The organism is Klebsiella sp. GG_Kp146, assembly GCF_040061975.1.
GTDB lineage: Bacteria > Pseudomonadota > Gammaproteobacteria > Enterobacterales > Enterobacteriaceae > Klebsiella > Klebsiella quasipneumoniae.
This window is the reverse complement of the sequence record NZ_JBEAHA010000013.1, coordinates 24886-43858: the sequence shown is the minus strand read 5'-3', so window position 1 is coordinate 43858 and position 18973 is coordinate 24886. Positions and strand designations below refer to the sequence as shown.

The following is an 18973-nucleotide window of genomic DNA, read 5'->3' as shown; positions in this document are numbered from 1 at the left end:
TGGTGAATGAAAGGTACCATCTTCGCCGTTGCGCTCAATCATCGCAGCCAGCTCGACGCCTGGCGCGAGGCGTTTCAACAGCCCCCCTACAAAACGCCGCCGAAAACCGCGGTCTGGTTTATCAAGCCGCGCAATACCGTGATTGGCGATGGCGAGGCGATCCCCTATCCGCAGGGCGAAACCGTGCAAAGCGGCGCCACCGTGGCGCTGATTGTCGGCAAAACCGCGCGCAAGGTGGCGGCGGAAGAGGCGGCGAACTATATCGCCGGCTACGCGCTGGCGAACGACGTCAGCCTGCCGGAAGAGAGTTTTTATCGCCCGGCGATCAAGGCCAAGTGCCGCGATGGTTTCTGCCCCGTCGGCGCGCTGTCGCCGGTGCGCAACGTCGATAACCTGACCATCATCACCGAAATCAACGGCCGCGAAGCGGATAGCTGGCATACCGGCGATCTGCAGCGTAACGCCGCGCAGCTGCTGAGCGCCTTGAGCGATTTCGCCACCCTCAATCCCGGCGACGCGATCCTCATCGGTACGCCCCACTCCCGCGTTACGCTGCGTCCCGGCGATCGCGTACGCATTCTCGCCGAGGGCTTCCCGGCGCTGGAAAACCCGGTTGTCGCAGAAGGAGAGCTGGCATGAAACAGGCACGTATTGAATGGCAGGGACAGGTACGCGATGCGGTGGTCGATGAACGCGACCAGGTGCGCCTGGACGATGGCACGGTATTGAAAGAAGGTGAATTCCGCTGGCTGCCGCCCGCCGACGGCACGCTGTTCGCGCTGGGGCTGAACTACGCCGACCACGCCAGCGAGCTGGCGTTTAAGCCGCCAACCGAGCCGCTGGTATTTATCAAAGCGCCAAACACCTTTACTGGCCACCAGCAGCAGTCGGTACGCCCGGATAACGTGGAATACATGCACTACGAAGCTGAACTGGTGGTGGTGATCGGTAAAACCGCCCGCCGCGTCAGCGAAGCCGAGGCCATGGACTATGTCGCCGGCTATACCGTCTGCAACGACTACGCGATCCGCGACTATCTGGAAAACTACTACCGGCCAAACCTGCGGGTGAAAAGCCGCGACACCCTGACGCCGATCGGCCCGTGGATCGTCGGCAAAGAGGCGATCCCGGATCCGCATAATCTGGCCCTGCGCACCTGGGTCAACGGCGAGCTGCGCCAGCAGGGCACCACCGCCGATCTGATCTTCAGCATCCCGTTTCTCATCGCTTACTTAAGCGAATTTATGACCCTGCAATCGGGCGACATGATCGCCACCGGCACGCCGAAAGGGCTGTCCGACGTGGTGCCAGGCGACGAGGTGATCGTTGAAGTCGAGGGCGTGGGCCGCCTGGTCAACCATATCATCAGCCAGCAAGCGTATGAGGAGACACTGTCATGAAAAAGATTAACCATTGGATCAACGGTAAAAACGTTGCCGGCACAGACTATTTTCATACCACCAACCCGGCCACCAGCGAAGTGCTGGCGGAAGTCGCCGCCGGCGGTGAAGCCGAAGTCCATCAGGCGGTAGCGGCGGCGAAAGAGGCCTTCCCAAAGTGGGCTAACCTGCCGATGAAAGAGCGCGCGCGTCTGATGCGCCGCCTCGGGGATCTGATCGATCAGAACATCCCGGAGATCGCGGCGATGGAAACCGCCGATACCGGTCTGCCTATCCACCAGACCAAAAACGTGCTGATCCCGCGCGCCTCCCACAATTTCGAGTTTTTCGCCGAAGTGTGCCAGCAGATGAACGGTAAGACCTATCCGGTCGACGACAAGATGCTGAACTACACCCTGGTGCAGCCGGTGGGCGTCTGCGCGCTGGTGTCGCCGTGGAACGTGCCGTTTATGACCGCCACCTGGAAGGTGGCGCCGTGCCTGGCCTTGGGGAATACCGCGGTGCTGAAGATGTCCGAGCTGTCGCCGCTGACCGCCGACCGTCTGGGCGAACTGGCGCTGGAAGCGGGTATTCCGGCGGGGGTACTGAACGTGGTGCAGGGCTACGGCGCGACGGCGGGCGATGCGCTGGTACGCCACCATGACGTGCGCGCGGTATCGTTTACCGGCGGTACCGCCACCGGGCGCAACATCATGAAAAATGCCGGGCTGAAAAAGTACTCAATGGAGCTGGGCGGCAAATCGCCGGTGCTGATTTTCGAAGACGCCGATATTGAGCGCGCCCTCGACGCCGCGCTGTTCACCATCTTCTCGATCAACGGCGAACGCTGCACCGCCGGCTCGCGCATTTTCATTCAGCAGAGCATCTACCCCGAGTTCGTTAAACGCTTCGCCGAGCGCGCTAACCGCCTGCGCGTCGGCGATCCAACCGACCCGAACACCCAGGTCGGCGCGCTGATTAGCCAGCAACATTGGGAGAAAGTCTCCGGCTATATCCGCCTCGGCATTGAAGAAGGGGCGACCCTGCTGGCCGGCGGCGCGGATAAACCGTCCGACCTGCCGGCGCATCTGAAAGCCGGCAATTTCCTGCGCCCGACGGTGCTGGCGGATGTCGATAACCGCATGCGCGTCGCGCAGGAAGAGATTTTTGGCCCGGTCGCCTGCCTGCTGCCGTTCAAAGACGAGGCGGAAGGGCTGCGCCTGGCGAACGATGTGGAATACGGCCTGGCGTCGTATATCTGGACCCAGGACGTCAGCAAAGTGCTGCGTCTGGCGCGCGGTATTGAAGCCGGGATGGTGTTCGTCAACACCCAGAACGTCCGCGACCTGCGTCAGCCGTTCGGCGGCGTGAAGGCCTCCGGCACCGGCCGCGAAGGCGGCGAGTACAGCTTTGAAGTGTTCGCCGAAATGAAAAACGTCTGCATCTCGATGGGCGACCATCCGATCCCGAAATGGGGAGTCTGATATGGGTAAGTTAGCGTTAGCAGCAAAAATCACTCACGTGCCGTCGATGTACCTGTCTGAGCTGCCGGGGAAAAACCACGGCTGCCGCCAGGGCGCTATCGACGGGCATAAAGAAATTGGCAAGCGCTGCCGGGAAATGGGCGTCGATACCATCATCGTGTTCGATACCCACTGGCTGGTCAACAGCGCCTACCACATCAACTGCGCCGACCATTTCCAGGGCGTCTACACCAGTAACGAACTGCCGCACTTTATTCGCGACATGACCTACGACTATGACGGCAACCCGGAGCTGGGTCAGCTCATCGCCGACGAGGCGGTGAAGCTCGGGGTGCGCGCCAAAGCGCACAATATTCCGAGCCTGAAGCTGGAGTACGGCACCCTGGTGCCGATGCGCTACATGAACAGCGATAAGCATTTCAAAGTGGTCTCTATCTCGGCGTTCTGTACCGTCCATGACTTTGCCGACAGCCGCAGGCTGGGCGAAGCGATCCTCAAAGCCATTGAGAAATATGACGGCACCGTGGCGGTGCTGGCCAGCGGCTCGCTGTCGCACCGTTTTATCGACGATCAGCGCGCCGAAGAGGGGATGAACAGCTATACCCGCGAGTTCGATCATCAGATGGATGAGCGGGTGGTGAAGCTGTGGCGCGAGGGCAAATTTAAAGAGTTCTGCACCATGCTGCCGGAGTACGCCGACTACTGCTACGGCGAAGGCAATATGCACGACACGGTGATGCTGCTTGGCCTGCTGGGCTGGGATAAATACGACGGCAAAGTGGAGTTTATCACCGAGCTGTTCGCCAGCTCCGGCACCGGCCAGGTTAACGCCGTGTTCCCGCTGCCGGCGCAGGCGTAAGGAGGCCCCATGCCGCATTTTATCGCCGAATGTACCGACAACATCCGCGAGCAGGCCGATCTGCCTGGTCTGTTCGCCAAAGTCAACGAGGCGCTGGCCGCTACCGGCATCTTTCCGATCGGCGGGATCCGCAGCCGTGCCCACTGGCTGGATACCTGGCAGATGGCCGACGGCAGGCAGGATTACGCCTTTGTCCATATGACGCTGAAGATCGGCTCCGGGCGCAGTCTGGAGAGCCGTCAGGACGTGGGAGATATGCTGTTCGCGCTGATCAAATCCCACTTCGCGGCGCTGATGGAGAGCCGCTACCTGGCGCTGTCGTTCGCCATGGAAGAGCTCGATCCGACGCTGAACTACAAACAGAACAACGTGCACGCCTTATTTAAATAACGTGCAAATTGCCCGGTGGCGCTGCGCTTACCGGGCCTACAGCGGCCATGAATTTGTAGGCCGGATAAGCGAAGCGCCATCCGGCAATACAATGCCACAGGAATCACTATGCTCGATAAACAGACCCGAACCCTGATTGCCCAGCGGCTGAATCAGGCCGAAAAACAGCGTGAACAGATCCGCGCGATCTCGCTGGATTATCCGTCGATCACCATTGAGGACGCCTACGCCGTACAGCGCGAGTGGGTCGAGATGAAGATCGCCGAAGGCCGCGTACTCAAAGGCCACAAGATCGGCCTGACCTCGAAAGCCATGCAGGCCAGCTCGCAGATCAGCGAGCCGGACTACGGCGCGCTGCTTGACGATATGTTCTTCCACGACGGCAGCGATATCCCCACCGACCGTTTTATCGTTCCGCGTATCGAAGTCGAGCTGGCGTTCGTGCTGGCCAAACCGCTGCGCGGCCCGAACTGCACCCTGTTTGATGTCTACAACGCCACCGACTACGTGATCCCGGCGCTGGAGCTGATTGACGCCCGCTGCCACAACATCGACCCGGAAACCCAGCGCCCGCGTAAAGTGTTCGACACCATTTCCGATAACGCCGCCAACGCCGGGGTGATCCTCGGCGGCCGCCCGATCAAGCCCGACGAGCTGGATCTGCGCTGGATCTCCGCCCTGCTGTATCGCAACGGCGTGATTGAGGAGACCGGCGTCGCCGCGGGGGTGCTCAATCACCCGGCCAACGGCGTGGCCTGGCTGGCCAACAAACTGGCGCCGTACGATGTCCAGCTCGAAGCCGGGCAAATCATCCTCGGCGGCTCCTTCACCCGTCCGGTCCCGGCGCGCAAGGGCGATACCTTCCACGTTGATTACGGCACCATGGGCGCCATCAGCTGCCGCTTTGTCTGAGGAGAGCAACATGAACAACGCTTTTAAAGCGGCGCTCAAGGCCGGGCGCCCGCAAATCGGCCTGTGGCTGGGGCTGTGCAGTAGCTACAGCGCAGAACTGCTGGCCGGGGCCGGCTTCGACTGGCTGCTGATCGACGGCGAACACGCGCCTAACAATGTGCAAACGGTGCTGACCCAGCTTCAGGCCATCGCCCCCTACCCCAGCCAGCCGGTGGTCCGCCCGTCGTGGAACGACCCGGTGCAGATCAAACAGCTGCTGGATATCGGCGCGCAAACCCTGCTGGTGCCCATGGTGCAGAACGCCGATGAAGCGCGGCTGGCGGTCAGAGCCACCCGCTACCCGCCCGCCGGCATTCGCGGCGTCGGCAGCGCGCTGGCCCGCGCCTCGCGCTGGAACCGGGTGCCGGATTATCTTCACCAGGCCAACGACGCGATGTGCGTCCTGGTACAGATTGAAACCCGCGAAGCGCTGAAAAATCTGCCGCAGATCCTCGATGTCGACGGGGTGGACGGGGTGTTTATCGGCCCGGCGGACCTCAGCGCCGATATGGGTCACGGCGGCAATCCGCAGCACCCGGAAGTACAGGCCGCCATTGAAGATGCCATCCAGCAAATCCGTCAGGCCGGCAAGGCGCCGGGGATCCTGATGGCCAATGAACAGCTGGCGAAGCGCTATCTCGAACTGGGCGCGCTGTTCGTCGCCGTCGGCGTCGATACCACCCTGCTGGCCCGCGGCGCAGAAGCGCTGGCGGCCCGGTTTACCCACACCGCAACGACCACAACCGATAACAATAAATCCGTCTATTGAACGGATAATGTGGAGCGCAACATGACTACCTCTACCCTGCAACACAATGATAATAAAGCCGTTGAAGTAGAAAACCGGGTGATCAAAAAGCTGTTCCGCCGCCTGATCACCTTCCTGTTCGTTCTCTTTGTTTTCTCATTTTTGGACCGCATTAATATCGGCTTCGCCGGCCTGACGATGGGCAAAGACCTCGGTCTGACCTCCACCATGTTCGGCCTGGCGGCGACGCTGTTCTACGTCACCTACGTACTGTGCGGGATCCCCAGCAATATCATGCTGGCGAAAGTTGGCGCGCGCCGTTGGATCGCCGGGATCATGGTGGTCTGGGGGATCGCCTCGACCTGTACCATGTTCGCCACCAGCCCGCATACGCTGTACATCCTGCGCATGCTGGTCGGCATCGCCGAGGCTGGTTTCCTACCAGGGATCCTCGTCTATCTGACCTGGTGGTTCCCGGCCTACCATCGCGCCCGCGCCAACGCCCTGTTTATGATCGCCATGCCGGTGACCATGATGCTCGGCTCGATACTTTCCGGCTATATTCTGGCGCTCGACGGCCTGTGGAACCTGAAGGGCTGGCAGTGGCTGTTTCTGCTGGAAGGCCTGCCGTCGGTGGTGCTCGGCGTCGTCACCTGGTTCTTCCTCAACGACACGCCGGATAAAGCCAACTGGCTCGATAGCGAAGAAAAACAGGCGCTGAAGGCGATGATCGATCGTGAACGGGAAAATGCGGCGGTCGTTCCGGCTTCGCCGCGTTCCACGCTGCGCGAAGTCCTGACGCCAGCGGTGCTGATGTATACCCTGGCCTACTTCTGCCTGACCAATACCCTGAGCGCCATAAATATCTGGACGCCGCAGATCCTGCAGAGCTTCAACACCGGCAGTAGCAACATCATGATTGGCCTGCTGGCGGCGATCCCGCAGTTCTGCACTATTTTCGGCATGATCTGGTGGAGCCGCCGCTCCGACCGGCGCAAAGAGCGCAAGATGCATACCATCCTGCCCTACCTGTTCGCCGCGGCGGGTTGGCTGCTGGCTTCGGCAACTCACCACAGCCTGATCCAGCTGATCGGCATTATTATGGCTTCGGTGGGATCCTTTACCGCGATGGCCATTTTCTGGACCACCCCGGATCGGGTGATCAGCCTGCAGTCGCGCGCGGTGGCGCTGGCGGTGATCAACGCCATCGGCAACGTCGGCTCTGCCGTCAGCCCGCTGTTGATCGGCATTTTGCGCGATACCACCGGCAGCTTTAGCTCCGGGCTGTGGTTTGTCGCCGGGCTGCTGATTGTCGGCGCGCTGGTGCTCACCCGCATTCCAATGAGCCAGCGTGAGGACGCCGCCCCCGCGCCGGGCTTAGCGGCGCAGAAAGGCCACTAAGGAGCGGGTATGTGCCAGCATTCCATCGCCAATATCGATATCAATAAAGATTACGACGAGAGCCTGGGCACCGAGGAGGTGCACTATCAGTCGTTTTCCCGCATGGCGGCCTTTTTTGGCCGCGACATGCAGGCGCATCGCCACGACCGCTATTTCCAGATGCACTATCTTGATACCGGGCAGATTGAGCTGCAGCTTGATGACCATCGCTATTCGGTGCAGGCACCATTGTTTGTGTTAACGCCGCCCTCGGTGCCGCACGCCTTTATTACCGAGTCCGATAGCGATGGCCATGTACTGACGGTGCACGAAGAACTCATCTGGCCGCTGCTGGAGGTGCTCTATCCCGGCACGCGGGAGACCTTCGGCCTGCCGGGGATCTGTCTGTCGCTGGCGGATAAACCCGATGAGCTGGCGGCGCTGGCCCACTACTGGCAGCTGATCCGCCGGGAATCCACCGCCCAGTTGCCGGGGCGCGAGCACACCCTGGCGCTGCTGGCGCAGGCGGTCTTTACCCTGCTATTGCGTAACGCAAAGCTCGACGATCACGCCGCCAGCGGCATGCGCGGCGAGCTGAAGCTTTTCCAGCGCTTTAACCAGATGATCGACAGCCACTACCATCAGCACTGGACGGTACCGGATTACGCCAGGGAGCTGCACCTGACCGAATCGCGGCTGACCGATATCTGTCGCCGCTTTGCCAACCGTTCGCCCAAACGGCTGATATTCGACCGCCAGCTGCGCGAGGCGAAGCGCCTGCTGCTGTTCTCCGATAGCGCCGTCAATGAGATAGCCTGGCAGCTGGGGTTTAAAGACCCCGCTTATTTTGCGCGCTTTTTTAGCCGCCAGGTCGGCTGCTCGCCCAGCAGCTACCGGGCGCAAAAAGTACCGGTATCGTAATTCCCCGCTGGCGCTGCGCCTGCCGGGCGATGGTCCACAGGTCGGTTCAGCGCCGCGCCAGCCGGCAAACGCTGCAGAGATCACAAAATTCACTCCCGCCTGAAAAGTACCCGTCGTTGTCGCAAACGTCCCTTCACGACAAGCGCAATAACCGCTTCAATTGAACAACAAAAACAAAACATATATTTAACATCATTTTCCGATAAATACTGAAGAGGCCCCTATGAAACCTGAAGATTTCCGCGCCGACGCGAAACGCCCGTTAACTGGCGAAGAGTATTTAAAAAGCCTGCAGGATGGCCGCGAAATTTATATCTACGGCGAGCGCGTGAAGGATGTCACTACCCACCCGGCCTTCCGTAACGCCGCGGCCTCCGTCGCTCAACTGTACGATGCGCTGCACAAACCGGAGATGCAGGATTCCCTGTGCTGGGGCACTGATACCGGCAGCGGCGGCTACACCCATAAATTCTTCCGCGTGGCGAAAAGCGCCGACGATCTGCGCCAGCAGCGCGACGCCATCGCCGAGTGGTCGCGCTTAAGCTACGGCTGGATGGGCCGCACCCCGGACTACAAAGCCGCCTTCGGCTGCGCGCTGGGCGCCAACCCGGCGTTTTACGGCCAGTTCGAGCAGAACGCCCGCAACTGGTACACCCGCATTCAGGAAACCGGCCTGTACTTTAACCATGCGATCGTCAACCCGCCGATCGACCGCCACAAGCCGGCCGATGAAGTGAAGGACGTCTACATCAAGCTGGAAAAAGAGACCGATGCCGGGATCATCGTCAGCGGCGCGAAAGTGGTGGCCACCAACTCGGCGCTGACCCACTACAACATGATCGGCTTCGGCTCCGCGCAGGTGATGGGCGAAAACCCGGACTTCGCGCTGATGTTCGTCGCGCCGATGGACGCCGAAGGCGTCAAGCTGATCTCCCGCGCCTCCTATGAGATGGTCGCCGGCGCGACCGGCTCCCCGTACGACTATCCGCTCTCCAGCCGTTTCGACGAGAACGACGCGATTCTGGTAATGGATAAGGTGCTGATCCCATGGGAGAACGTGCTGATTTATCGCGACTTCGACCGCTGCCGCCGCTGGACCATGGAAGGGGGGTTCGCCCGCATGTACCCGCTGCAGGCCTGCGTACGTCTGGCGGTAAAACTGGACTTTATCACCGCCCTGCTGAAGCGCTCGCTGGAATGTACCGGCACCCTCGAGTTCCGCGGCGTGCAGGCCGACCTCGGCGAAGTGGTGGCATGGCGCAACATGTTCTGGGCGCTGAGCGATTCCATGTGCTCGGAAGCGACGCCGTGGGTCAACGGCGCATGGCTGCCGGATCACGCCGCGCTGCAGACCTATCGCGTGATGGCCCCGATGGCCTACGCCAAGATCAAGAACATCATCGAGCGCAACGTCACCAGCGGCCTGATTTATCTGCCGTCCAGCGCCCGCGATCTGAACAATCCGCAGATTGACCAGTATCTGGCGAAGTACGTGCGCGGCTCCAACGGTATGGATCACGTTGAACGTATCAAGATCCTCAAACTGATGTGGGACGCCATCGGCAGCGAATTCGGCGGCCGCCACGAGCTGTATGAAATCAACTACTCCGGTAGCCAGGATGAGATTCGCCTGCAGTGTCTGCGCCAGGCGCAGAGCTCCGGCAATATGGACAAGATGATGGCGATGGTCGACCGCTGCCTGTCCGAGTACGACCAGAACGGCTGGACGGTGCCGCATCTGCACAATAACGCTGATATCAACATGTTGGATAAGCTGCTGAAGTAATTCGCAGCGGGAGGTCATAATGCAATTAGATGAACAACGCCTGCGTTTTCGCGATGCCATGGCCAGCCTGTCGGCGGCGGTTAACGTGGTCACCACCGCAGGCGAAGCCGGCCGCTGCGGGATTACTGCCACGGCGGTGTGCTCGGTGACGGATACGCCGCCCTCGGTGATGGTGTGTATCAACGCCAACAGCGCGATGAACCCGGTGTTTCAGGGCAACGGCAAGTTGTGCATCAACGTGCTGAACCATGAACAGGAAATCATGGCCCGTCATTTCGCCGGGATGACCGGGGTGACGATGGAAGAGCGTTTTGCCCTCAGCGGCTGGCAGCAGGGCGCGCTCGGGCAGCCGGTGCTGAAGGGGTCGCTGGCCAGTCTCGAAGGGGAGATTAGCCAGGTACAAACCATCGGCACCCACCTGGTCTATCTGGTAGAAATCAGGAATATAACCCTGAGCCAGCAGGGCCACGGGCTGATCTACTTTAAGCGCCGCTTCCACCCGGTAATGATGGAAATGGAAGTCGCAGTGTAATCGCCTTGTCTGCTCCTCCCCGGTTGGGGAGGAGCGTTAACCCACAGCGTCTCAGGCCACAATCTCCTGTGATCACAATCACATAATCCCGCCCTGTTCACTTCGTAGCCAACCGCTTACCCCTTCCAGTAACCGCTTAACCTCCTATATAACCACTCACCCATTTACTCATCTTTACGCGCGCGCCGGTCTGGCAAGATCGGAGACAGCCTAGCTAATCAATACCTCTATCAACCCTTACTTAAAACCAGACGGCTTCGGCCAATTATTCATCTCATTAACGCCAGGTTTTACTATGGATACCAAAAAACTATTCAAGCACATACCCTGGGTGATTCTCGGGATCATCGGGGCATTTTGCCTCTCAGTCGTCGCCCTGCGCCGCGGTGAGCACGTCAGTGCCCTGTGGATCGTGGTGGCGTCGGTTTCCGTGTATCTCGTCGCCTACCGGTATTACAGCCTGTATATCGCGCAGAAGGTGATGAAGCTTGACCCGACGCGCTCCACGCCAGCGGTCATTAATAACGATGGCCTGAACTATGTGCCGACCAACCGCTACGTGCTGTTTGGCCACCACTTTGCCGCGATTGCCGGCGCCGGTCCGCTGGTGGGCCCGGTGCTCGCCGCGCAGATGGGCTACCTGCCGGGCACCCTGTGGCTGCTGGCGGGCGTCGTGCTGGCAGGCGCGGTACAGGACTTTATGGTGCTGTTTATCTCCTCACGGCGTAACGGCGCCTCGCTGGGCGAGATGATCAAACAGGAGATGGGTCCCGTACCGGGCTCCATCGCGCTGTTCGGCTGCTTCCTGATAATGATCATCATCCTCGCGGTGCTGGCGCTGATCGTGGTGAAAGCGCTGGCGGAAAGCCCGTGGGGCGTCTTCACCGTCTGCTCGACGGTGCCAATTGCCCTGTTCATGGGGATCTACATGCGCTTCCTGCGCCCGGGCCGCGTAGGCGAAGTATCGGTCATCGGTATCGTCCTGCTGGTGGCGTCTATTTACTTCGGCGGCGTGATTGCCCACGACCCGTACTGGGGCCCGGCGCTGACTTTTAAAGACACCACCATCACCTTTACCCTGATTGGCTACGCGTTTATCTCGGCTCTGCTGCCGGTATGGCTGATTCTGGCGCCGCGCGACTACCTGGCGACCTTCCTGAAAATCGGCGTCATCGTTGGCCTGGCGCTGGGTATCGTGATCCTTAACCCGGACCTGAAAATGCCGGCGGTGACCCAGTACATTGACGGTACCGGTCCGCTGTGGAAAGGCGCCCTGTTCCCGTTCCTGTTTATCACTATTGCCTGCGGCGCGGTCTCCGGCTTCCACGCCCTGATCGCCTCCGGCACCACGCCGAAGCTGCTGGCCAACGAAACCGACGCCCGCTTTATCGGCTACGGCGCAATGCTGATGGAGTCCTTCGTGGCGGTGATGGCGCTGGTAGCGGCATCGATTATCGAACCGGGCCTCTACTTCGCGATGAACACCCCGCCGGCGGGTCTGGGCATCACCATGCCGAACCTGCACGAAATGGGCGGTGAAAACGCGGCGCTGATTGCCGCCCAGCTGAGGGATGTCACCGCTCACGCGGCAGCGACCGTCAGCTCCTGGGGCTTCGTGATCTCACCTGAGCAAATCCTGCAGACGGCGAAAGATATCGGCGAACCGTCGGTCCTGAACCGCGCGGGCGGCGCGCCGACGCTGGCCGTGGGTATCGCTCATGTGTTCCACAAAATCATCCCGATGGCGGATATGGGCTTCTGGTACCACTTCGGTATCCTGTTTGAAGCGCTGTTTATCCTCACCGCGCTGGATGCGGGGACCCGCGCAGGCCGCTTTATGCTGCAGGATCTGCTGGGTAACTTCGTGCCGTTCCTGAAAAAAACCGACTCGCTGGTCGCCGGGATTATCGGTACCGCCGGCTGCGTCGGGCTGTGGGGCTACCTGCTGTATCAGGGCGTGGTCGACCCGCTGGGCGGCGTGAAGAGCCTGTGGCCGCTGTTCGGTATCTCTAACCAGATGCTGGCCGCGGTGGCGCTGGTGCTTGGCACCGTGGTGCTGGTCAAAATGCAGCGCACCAAATATATCTGGGTCACCGTGATCCCGGCTGCGTGGCTGCTACTGTGCACCACCTGGGCGCTGGGCCTGAAGCTGTTCAGCACCAACCCGCAGATGGAAGGCTTCTTCTTTATGGCTCAGCAGTATAAAGAGAAGATCGCTTCCGGCGGCGAGCTGACCGCCCAGCAGGTGGCCAACATGAACCATATCGTGGTCAACAACTACACCAACGCCGGCCTGAGCATCCTGTTCCTGGTGGTGGTGTACAGCATCATCTTCTACGGCATCAAAACCTGGCTCACTGTCCGCAACAATAAAGTTCGTACCGACAAAGAGACCCCGTACGTGCCGGTACCGGAAGGCGGCGTGAAGACCTCGTCACATCATTAACCCCAATGCCGGATGGCGCTACGCTTATCCGGCCTACAAAAAAGCGCATCAACGTAGGCCGGAGAAGGCGCTAGCCGCCATCCGGCTTTATTCGTTATCTGGAACTTACAATGTTTGGTAACTTAGGTCAGGCAAAAAAATATCTCGGTCAGGCGGCGAAAATGCTGATTGGCATTCCGGATTACGACAACTACGTCACCCATATGCAAACCAACCATCCGGATCAGCCGTACATGACTTATGAAGAATTCTTCCGCGAACGCCAGCAGGCCCGCTACGGCGGCGACGGCAAAGGCGGCGTCCGCTGCTGTTAATGGAGGCAATAATGGCACCGATTGCAGTCACCCTACTCACCGGTTTTCTCGGCGCAGGTAAAACCACCCTGTTGCGCCATATTCTCAACGAACAGCACGGCTTTAAAATCGCCGTGATTGAAAATGAATTTGGCGAAGTCGCCGTTGACGATCAGCTGATCGGCGACCGCGCCACGCAGATTAAAACCCTGACCAACGGCTGCATCTGCTGTACGCGCTCCAACGAACTGGAAGACGCCCTGCTCGATCTGCTCGACAGCCGCGACCGCGGTGAAATCGAGTTCGACCGGCTGGTGATTGAATGCACCGGCATGGCCGACCCGGGGCCGATCATCCAGACCTTTTTCTCCCACGAGGTGCTTTGCGAGCGCTATCTGCTGGATGGCGTGATCGCCCTGGTGGATGCGGTCCATGCCGACCAGCAGATGGATCAGTTCACCATCGCCCAGTCGCAGGTAGGCTACGCAGACCGCATTTTGCTGACCAAAACTGATGTTGCCGGCGACACCGAAAAATTGCGCGAACGGCTGGCGCGCATTAATGCCCGGGCGCCGATTTATACCGTCATTCAGGGCGATATCGATCTTAGCCAGTTGTTTAACACCAGCGGCTTTATGCTGGAAGAAAACGTCGTTAACAGCAAACCGCGTTTCCACTTTATGGCAGAGAAGCAAAACGACGTGTCATCAATCGTGGTTGAGATGGATTACCCGGTGGATATCAGCGAAGTGTCGCGAGTAATGGAAAACCTGCTGCTCTCCTTCGCCGAGCAATTGATGCGCTATAAAGGGATGCTGTGGATCGACGGCGAGCCAAATCGCCTGCTGTTCCAGGGCGTGCAGCGCCTCTACAGCGCCGACTGGGATCGCCCGTGGGGCGAGGAAACACCGCACAGCACGCTGGTGTTTATCGGCATTCAGTTGCCGGAAGAGGAGATTCGCGCGGCATTTGCCGGGCTACGACGCTAATCTGCCCGCCTGCGCGCTAAGGCGCAGGCCCCCTTCTCTCCCCGTACATCGTCAAAGACAGGGGTAAAACGTCGTCATCGCGTCGAAAAATGTAAATCAACGTTTTTATAAGTAACAGCAGAAACACTTTTGGAAATAATAAGAAATTCAATGAATAGGATGCTTAATAATTAATGCCCGCCCTGTTCAGTTTCTGTTTAGCCCACCCATTAAACTGCGGCTAAACAGACCAAATTTGATGATTGACCTCGCCATAACCCAACGTCATTACAACATTTTCAAAACACTTGCCTGACAAACACAGCATAAAAAATCGACGAAAGTCACATTTGCAGAGGTAAACATCGATTGTTAAGGTGCCCTCAGACAAATTTAATGACGAGGAGCAAACCATGAAAAAGCTTAACATCCTGATTGTTGCTGCCCTGACCGCGGTCTCTGGTTCCGCCATGGCAATGGGGTTTACCGTTGAACAAGGTAAGAATTTTACCAACCTGAATATGGAAATGGGTAAATCCTCTTCCGGCCTGTATGCCGAAAGCCACTGGCTGAAGAATACCGATGATGGTAGCCAGACCGGCGGCGTTGGCGCGGGTTACAATCTGGAAGTTGGCCCGGTGATGCTCAACGCTGGCGCGAAAGCTATCTACCTCGGGCCGAAAAAAGGCGATAACGGCGTCGCGTTTCCGGTCGGCGGCGGAGTGAACGTGGCCCTGACCGACAGCATCCACGTGTTTGGCGAAGGGTATGTCGCGCCCGACGGCCTGAACAACAGCGTGAAAAACTATGTTGAGGCGAACGGCGGCGTGAGCTGGTCCCCGGTTGGTCCACTGACCCTGAAGGTCGGTTACCGTCACGTGAGCGTTGACGGCAAAGAGGGCCGCCCAAACCACACCCTGATTGATGGCGCCTACGTGGGCGGCGGGATTACCTTCTGATGAAATCACGTCTCGCCGCGCTCTCTGCGCTGAGCCTGGCGTTGCTGCTCACCGGCTGCACTCAGTATACCTGGGTGAAGCCGGGTTTAAGCGATGCCGACATGCATAAAAAGCTCACCGAATGTGAAGCGCAGGCCCTGGTCGATCTCCCTCCGGATAACGTGGTGACCGGGTCCAGTTCAGAAAAAACCGACAAAAAGCATAAGAAACAGGATGTTGAAACAAGTTATACGGTAGAAGACGCGAATGAATATCAGCGGGAGACCTTAGTCGACAGCTGTATGTTCAAAAGCGGCTGGGATAAAGTCGAAGTGCAATAAATCTATTATAAAAAAACCTGCCGGATGGCAGGTTTTTTTATGGTCGGGCTTAGCGGCGAACCACCACCAGCTTTTGGTTCACAAACTCTTTGATGCCGAGATCGGAGAGCTCCCGGCCATAACCGGAACGCTTCACGCCGCCAAACGGCAGTTCAGGCGCGGTATCGGTCAGCCAGTTGATATAGACCATCCCGGTTTCAATGGCGGATGCCATCCGTTTAGCGCGTTCGATATCCTGACTGAACACCGCGCCGCCCAGGCCATAGTGAGAATCGTTGGCAAGCGCAATCGCCTCCTCATCGTTTTTCACCACGTAGATCTGCGCGACCGGGCCAAAGAACTCTTCGAAGTACGCCGGGTTGTCGCGGGTGATACCGGTCAGGATAGTGGGTTCAAAGAAGTTGCCGTCTCGCGCCACGGGCTTGCCGCCCAGATGCAGCGTGGCGCCGTGTTTGACCGCCTCGCCAACCTGCTTGCTTAAGGTTTCCAGCGCATCTTTAGAGGAGAGCGGCCCCAGCGTGGTGCTTTCATCCAGCGGATCGCCTATTTTTACCTGGCGAAACGCCTCGCTAAATTTCGTCAGAAACGACTCAGCGATGTTCTCATGCAGGATAAACCGCTTGGCGGCAGTACACACCTGGCCGGCGTTGTTCAGCCGCGCCTGGACGCCGATTTTCACCGCGCGATCGAGGTCGGCATCGTCGAGCACCACAAACACATCGTTGCCGCCGAGTTCCAGGGTCGATTTTTTAATATGCTTCGCCGCCTGCGCCGCCACCACGCTGCCAGCTTTTTCCGACCCGGTCAGCGCCGCGCCCTGCACACGATCGTCGGCGATAATCTTCGCCACCTGATCCTGGGAGATAAACAGATTGGTCCACGCCCCATCTGGTGCGCCGGCCTCGCGCACCAGATGAGCAAAGGTCTCCGCGCAGTGCGGCACAATGCTGGCGTGTTTGGCGATAACCGGGTTCCCGGCCGCCAGGTTTGGCGCCAGGACGCGCATCAGCTGGTAATAGGGGAAGTTCCACGGTTCCACCGCCACTAATACGCCGATGGGATGGTGTTCAACCCAGGCGTCGCCGAGTTCGGTGGGATATTTCACCGGCGCCAGCATCGATTTGGCGTTATCGGCGTAATAGCGGGCGATTTGCGCGCACAGTTTCACTTCGCCGCGGCTCTGCTTAATGAGTTTCCCCATCTCCTCGCTGGCGATTTTCGCCAGATCTTCCGCCCGGCTGTCGATCAGATCCGACAGCTTATGCAGCACCGCCAGGCGCGGTTCGATATCGCCTTTCGCCCAGGCAGAATGATAGAGCGCATCCGCCTGCCGCAGCGCCGCCTCCACGTCCGCATCGCTGTGCGCCGGGTACGTTTTAATAAGCTGATTGTTCGCAGGATTCACCGTCTGATAGGCCATATCGCATGTCTCCTTGTTATCGCTATTAAGGCAGTCAAAAATGCCGTTAAGGATATTAAGGGTAGTCGAGATGGCTGGCGATGCGGGTAAAGTTAGGTATATCCGGAATATTCCATAACGGTGGCTAACCGGGGCGACCGTCAGGCCGTCCCGGCGTTATCAATGCGCCAGCGCGGCGATCTCGTCGGCGGTCAGGCCGGTGATTTTCACCACCGTCTCGCGGGCAATGCCGTCGGCCAGCATCCTCTGGGCAATGCGCAGCGCCTCGGCATGCTGTCCTTCACGCTTGCCTTTTCTGCGCCACACTTCCTGTAATCGTTCGGCGATGGTCATCAATCTCTCCCTGTGCTGAGGAACCCGTTGCGCCACTTCCTGGATAAACCGGCCAAAGCGACGCGCGTTGCCAGTTTGCAGTAGATAATTAAACAGCGTTTTTATCTGCCTGTCATTAGCGTCACCGCTAAGTAAAATCGTCGTCAGCTGCTCAACAATCGCCATTAAATCACGCTGGCGAATATGCTTCTGTATCAGCTCGAGTAATGCCACCCGCCGGTGACGAACGATCTCATCGTCGGGGATCACCGTGATATCCACCAGCGGAAAGGGCGAGGCATAAAGCTCCCTCGCCAGCTGTGGATCGGCAAAGCAGTCCAGCCAGCTGAGCGACCACGGGTATGGCGTGGTCGCTCCGTGATAGAACAGCATCGGCACCACCAGCGGCAGTCTGGTATGACCGTTATCCAGATGGCGCTGCATCGCGGCGATGGCGTAGCGCATCAGGCGAAAAGCCATTTGCACGTCCGGTGAGCTCTGATGTTCGATAACCACATAAATGTATCCCTTGCCAGACGCGGTTTTGAGTGACCACAGCACATCGGAGTACCAGGCCCGCAGGCTCTCCTCGATAAAGCTTGCCGACTCCAGCTGTAAGGTATCGAGGTCGCAGCGCTGACGCAGCGCAGGCGGTAGATGGATCGCCAGGAAATCACGCGCGATGTCGGCCTGAGTGAGAAACTGTTTAAACACCGCATCATGCGGCGTCGAGGTGGTGCCCTTTGCCATCGGCTCATCCCTGCCTGCTTATCCTGCAGGGACTCTACCTCCCATGAATGTCGCTGACACCCCGGAAACCGGGATTTTACATTCCGCGACGAAAACATATTTCCCCGGACTGCAAGCGTGACATCCTTTTTCGACGCGGTACGCAAATCCCGGCGGGCGACAGCCTCGGCGCAGCATGCTATAAACGATTTATCCCCTCAGCAAAGGTCGATGCGGTGAACCATACCCGAGATATTCCCCAAACCTTCTGGCGAGACGATCGCCTGCCGTGGCTGGAGCTGCGCAGCACCTGGCGCAGCCGTCAGGCCTATAAGCGCCACAGCCACCCGCAGCTCTCGGTGGGGGCGATTATCGACGGTGAAACGCGCTGCCTGTGCAATGGTCAGGAATATCTCCTGCAGCCCGGGGATCTGATCGTGATCCCGCCGCACGCGCCGCATAGCTGTAATCCGCTGCGTGACCGGCCGCGCAGCTATCATATGCTGTACCTGGAGGCGGCATGGTGCCATGCGCAGCGTCCAGATATTCCCCCTGGCGCCAGTATCACCTCGCCGCAGCCGCTGCTGCGCGACAGCCCTCTCTTTGCCTGCTTCCAGCAGATTGTCGCCCTGATGAGCCGCGGCCGCATTGAGCAACTGCCCGCCCGGCTGGCGCAGCTCCTGCACGCGCTGCCGCTGTGCGCCGCCGCGCCGCAGGCGCCACATCACGCCAGCGCCCTGCTGTTTCAGCGCCTGGCGACAGATCTGCCGGCGCCGCCATCGCTGGATAAGCTGGCCCACGACAGCGCGCTACGTAAAGAGACCGTTATCCGCGCCGTGAAACAGGATACCGGCCTGACGCCCGCCAGTTTGATCAATATGGCGCGCATTGAATATGCGAAAACGCGCTTACGTGCCGGGGACCCTATTGCCGACGTCGGCTATCAGGCCGGCTTTGCCGATCAGAGCCATTTCCATAAAACCTTCGTCAGCTATACCGCCGCCACGCCGCGGCAGTATGCGCAAAGCCGATCAATTTCCGACAATAAGTAATTTTCCACCTGGCGTAGGGTGGCCTCAGCACCATTATCGAGGCC

19 protein-coding genes are annotated in these 18973 nt (G+C 59.3%); 17 read left to right on the top strand and 2 right to left on the bottom strand.

What is annotated here, in order from left to right; translation table 11 throughout:
* The first annotated feature begins 6 nt into the window (after positions 1–6).
* The 16 genes from ABLU95_RS14700 (at position 7) to ABLU95_RS14625 (ending at position 15416) form a co-directional block, all read left to right on the top strand.
* Positions 7–639, top strand: a complete 633-nt coding sequence (locus ABLU95_RS14700; protein ID WP_348879863.1) for a fumarylacetoacetate hydrolase family protein — start codon at positions 7–9, stop codon at positions 637–639.
* A complete protein-coding gene (locus tag ABLU95_RS14695) occupies positions 636–1400 on the top strand; it encodes a fumarylacetoacetate hydrolase family protein (protein ID WP_348879862.1) in 765 nt (254 codons plus the stop codon). Before ABLU95_RS14700 ends, ABLU95_RS14695 begins: the two co-directional genes overlap by 4 nt.
* Complete coding sequence (gene hpaE, locus ABLU95_RS14690; protein ID WP_348879860.1) at positions 1397–2863, top strand: 5-carboxymethyl-2-hydroxymuconate semialdehyde dehydrogenase; 1467 nt, start codon at positions 1397–1399, stop codon at positions 2861–2863. The genes ABLU95_RS14695 and hpaE overlap by 4 nt, the downstream gene beginning before the upstream one ends.
* A 1-nt stretch (position 2864) precedes the next feature.
* Entirely contained in the window at positions 2865–3722 is an 858-nt protein-coding gene (hpaD, locus tag ABLU95_RS14685) for a 3,4-dihydroxyphenylacetate 2,3-dioxygenase (protein ID WP_002887492.1), read from the top strand.
* 9 nt (positions 3723–3731) lie between these two features.
* Positions 3732–4112 (top strand): 5-carboxymethyl-2-hydroxymuconate Delta-isomerase, encoded by a 381-nt coding sequence (locus tag ABLU95_RS14680; RefSeq protein ID WP_064158449.1) that lies wholly within the window; start codon positions 3732–3734, stop codon positions 4110–4112.
* 108 nt (positions 4113–4220) lie between these two features.
* Entirely contained in the window at positions 4221–5024 is an 804-nt protein-coding gene (gene hpaH / locus ABLU95_RS14675; protein WP_087849132.1) for a 2-oxo-hept-4-ene-1,7-dioate hydratase, read from the top strand.
* Between the two features lie 10 nt (positions 5025–5034).
* Positions 5035–5832, top strand: a complete 798-nt coding sequence (gene hpaI, locus ABLU95_RS14670; RefSeq protein WP_205608872.1) for a 4-hydroxy-2-oxoheptanedioate aldolase — start codon at positions 5035–5037, stop codon at positions 5830–5832.
* A gap of 21 nt (positions 5833–5853) precedes the next feature.
* The gene (gene hpaX, locus ABLU95_RS14665; RefSeq protein WP_348879858.1) at positions 5854–7212 is read left to right on the top strand and encodes a 4-hydroxyphenylacetate permease; all 1359 of its coding nucleotides are present in this window, start codon (positions 5854–5856) and stop codon (positions 7210–7212) included.
* Between the two features lie 9 nt (positions 7213–7221).
* Complete coding sequence (gene hpaA, locus ABLU95_RS14660; RefSeq protein WP_023291847.1) at positions 7222–8112, top strand: 4-hydroxyphenylacetate catabolism regulatory protein HpaA; 891 nt, start codon at positions 7222–7224, stop codon at positions 8110–8112.
* 223 nt (positions 8113–8335) lie between these two features.
* Positions 8336–9898, top strand: coding sequence for a 4-hydroxyphenylacetate 3-monooxygenase, oxygenase component (hpaB, locus tag ABLU95_RS14655; RefSeq protein WP_002887473.1), 1563 nt, complete (start codon positions 8336–8338; stop codon positions 9896–9898).
* 19 nt (positions 9899–9917) lie between these two features.
* Entirely contained in the window at positions 9918–10430 is a 513-nt protein-coding gene (locus ABLU95_RS14650; RefSeq protein WP_023291846.1) for a 4-hydroxyphenylacetate 3-monooxygenase reductase subunit, read from the top strand.
* Between the two features lie 295 nt (positions 10431–10725).
* A complete protein-coding gene (gene btsT / locus ABLU95_RS14645) occupies positions 10726–12876 on the top strand; it encodes a pyruvate/proton symporter BtsT (protein ID WP_032454758.1) in 2151 nt (716 codons plus the stop codon).
* A gap of 110 nt (positions 12877–12986) precedes the next feature.
* Positions 12987–13190, top strand: coding sequence for a YbdD/YjiX family protein (locus ABLU95_RS14640; protein ID WP_002887451.1), 204 nt, complete (start codon positions 12987–12989; stop codon positions 13188–13190).
* 11 nt (positions 13191–13201) lie between these two features.
* Positions 13202–14158 carry a GTPase gene (gene yjiA, locus ABLU95_RS14635; RefSeq protein WP_348879854.1) on the top strand — a complete coding sequence of 319 codons (957 nt, stop codon included), beginning with the start codon at positions 13202–13204 and terminating at the stop codon, positions 14156–14158.
* Positions 14159–14550: 392 nt separating this feature from the next.
* Entirely contained in the window at positions 14551–15096 is a 546-nt protein-coding gene (locus tag ABLU95_RS14630) for a YfaZ family outer membrane protein (RefSeq protein WP_023291843.1), read from the top strand.
* Complete coding sequence (locus ABLU95_RS14625) at positions 15096–15416, top strand: hypothetical protein (protein WP_023291842.1); 321 nt, start codon at positions 15096–15098, stop codon at positions 15414–15416. The genes ABLU95_RS14630 and ABLU95_RS14625 overlap by 1 nt, the downstream gene beginning before the upstream one ends.
* 49 nt (positions 15417–15465) lie before the next feature.
* Here ABLU95_RS14625 and ABLU95_RS14620 read toward each other — a convergent pair whose 3' ends face one another.
* Positions 15466–16836, bottom strand: a complete 1371-nt coding sequence (locus ABLU95_RS14620; RefSeq protein WP_277476032.1) for an NAD-dependent succinate-semialdehyde dehydrogenase — start codon at positions 16834–16836, stop codon at positions 15466–15468.
* Between the two features lie 159 nt (positions 16837–16995).
* On the bottom strand, positions 16996–17898 hold the full coding sequence (locus ABLU95_RS14615) for an Rpn family recombination-promoting nuclease/putative transposase (RefSeq protein WP_044525279.1): 903 nt from the start codon (positions 17896–17898) through the stop codon (positions 16996–16998).
* Between the two features lie 215 nt (positions 17899–18113).
* Between ABLU95_RS14615 and ABLU95_RS14610 the strand changes: the two genes are divergently transcribed.
* Entirely contained in the window at positions 18114–18929 is an 816-nt protein-coding gene (locus ABLU95_RS14610; protein WP_065883234.1) for an AraC family transcriptional regulator, read from the top strand.
* The last annotated feature ends 44 nt before the right edge of the window (positions 18930–18973 follow it).

Excerpts from the sequence above, each read along its gene's own strand:
- ABLU95_RS14700 (WP_348879863.1), top strand. The coding sequence starts at position 7 with ATGAAAGGTACCATCTTCGCCGTTGCGCTCAATCATCGCAGCCAGCTC.
- hpaB (WP_002887473.1), top strand. The coding sequence starts at position 8,336 with ATGAAACCTGAAGATTTCCGCGCCGACGCGAAACGCCCGTTAACTGGC.
- ABLU95_RS14620 (WP_277476032.1), bottom strand. The coding sequence starts at position 16,836 with ATGGCCTATCAGACGGTGAATCCTGCGAACAATCAGCTTATTAAAACG.
- ABLU95_RS14640 (WP_002887451.1), top strand. The coding sequence starts at position 12,987 with ATGTTTGGTAACTTAGGTCAGGCAAAAAAATATCTCGGTCAGGCGGCG.
- hpaA (WP_023291847.1), top strand. The coding sequence starts at position 7,222 with ATGTGCCAGCATTCCATCGCCAATATCGATATCAATAAAGATTACGAC.
- ABLU95_RS14650 (WP_023291846.1), top strand. The coding sequence starts at position 9,918 with ATGCAATTAGATGAACAACGCCTGCGTTTTCGCGATGCCATGGCCAGC.
- hpaH (WP_087849132.1), top strand. The coding sequence starts at position 4,221 with ATGCTCGATAAACAGACCCGAACCCTGATTGCCCAGCGGCTGAATCAG.
- ABLU95_RS14680 (WP_064158449.1), top strand. The coding sequence starts at position 3,732 with ATGCCGCATTTTATCGCCGAATGTACCGACAACATCCGCGAGCAGGCC.
- hpaX (WP_348879858.1), top strand. The coding sequence starts at position 5,854 with ATGACTACCTCTACCCTGCAACACAATGATAATAAAGCCGTTGAAGTA.
- ABLU95_RS14615 (WP_044525279.1), bottom strand. The coding sequence starts at position 17,898 with ATGGCAAAGGGCACCACCTCGACGCCGCATGATGCGGTGTTTAAACAG.
- btsT (WP_032454758.1), top strand. The coding sequence starts at position 10,726 with ATGGATACCAAAAAACTATTCAAGCACATACCCTGGGTGATTCTCGGG.
- ABLU95_RS14625 (WP_023291842.1), top strand. The coding sequence starts at position 15,096 with ATGAAATCACGTCTCGCCGCGCTCTCTGCGCTGAGCCTGGCGTTGCTG.
- hpaD (WP_002887492.1), top strand. The coding sequence starts at position 2,865 with ATGGGTAAGTTAGCGTTAGCAGCAAAAATCACTCACGTGCCGTCGATG.
- yjiA (WP_348879854.1), top strand. The coding sequence starts at position 13,202 with ATGGCACCGATTGCAGTCACCCTACTCACCGGTTTTCTCGGCGCAGGT.
- hpaE (WP_348879860.1), top strand. The coding sequence starts at position 1,397 with ATGAAAAAGATTAACCATTGGATCAACGGTAAAAACGTTGCCGGCACA.
- hpaI (WP_205608872.1), top strand. The coding sequence starts at position 5,035 with ATGAACAACGCTTTTAAAGCGGCGCTCAAGGCCGGGCGCCCGCAAATC.
- ABLU95_RS14695 (WP_348879862.1), top strand. The coding sequence starts at position 636 with ATGAAACAGGCACGTATTGAATGGCAGGGACAGGTACGCGATGCGGTG.
- ABLU95_RS14630 (WP_023291843.1), top strand. The coding sequence starts at position 14,551 with ATGAAAAAGCTTAACATCCTGATTGTTGCTGCCCTGACCGCGGTCTCT.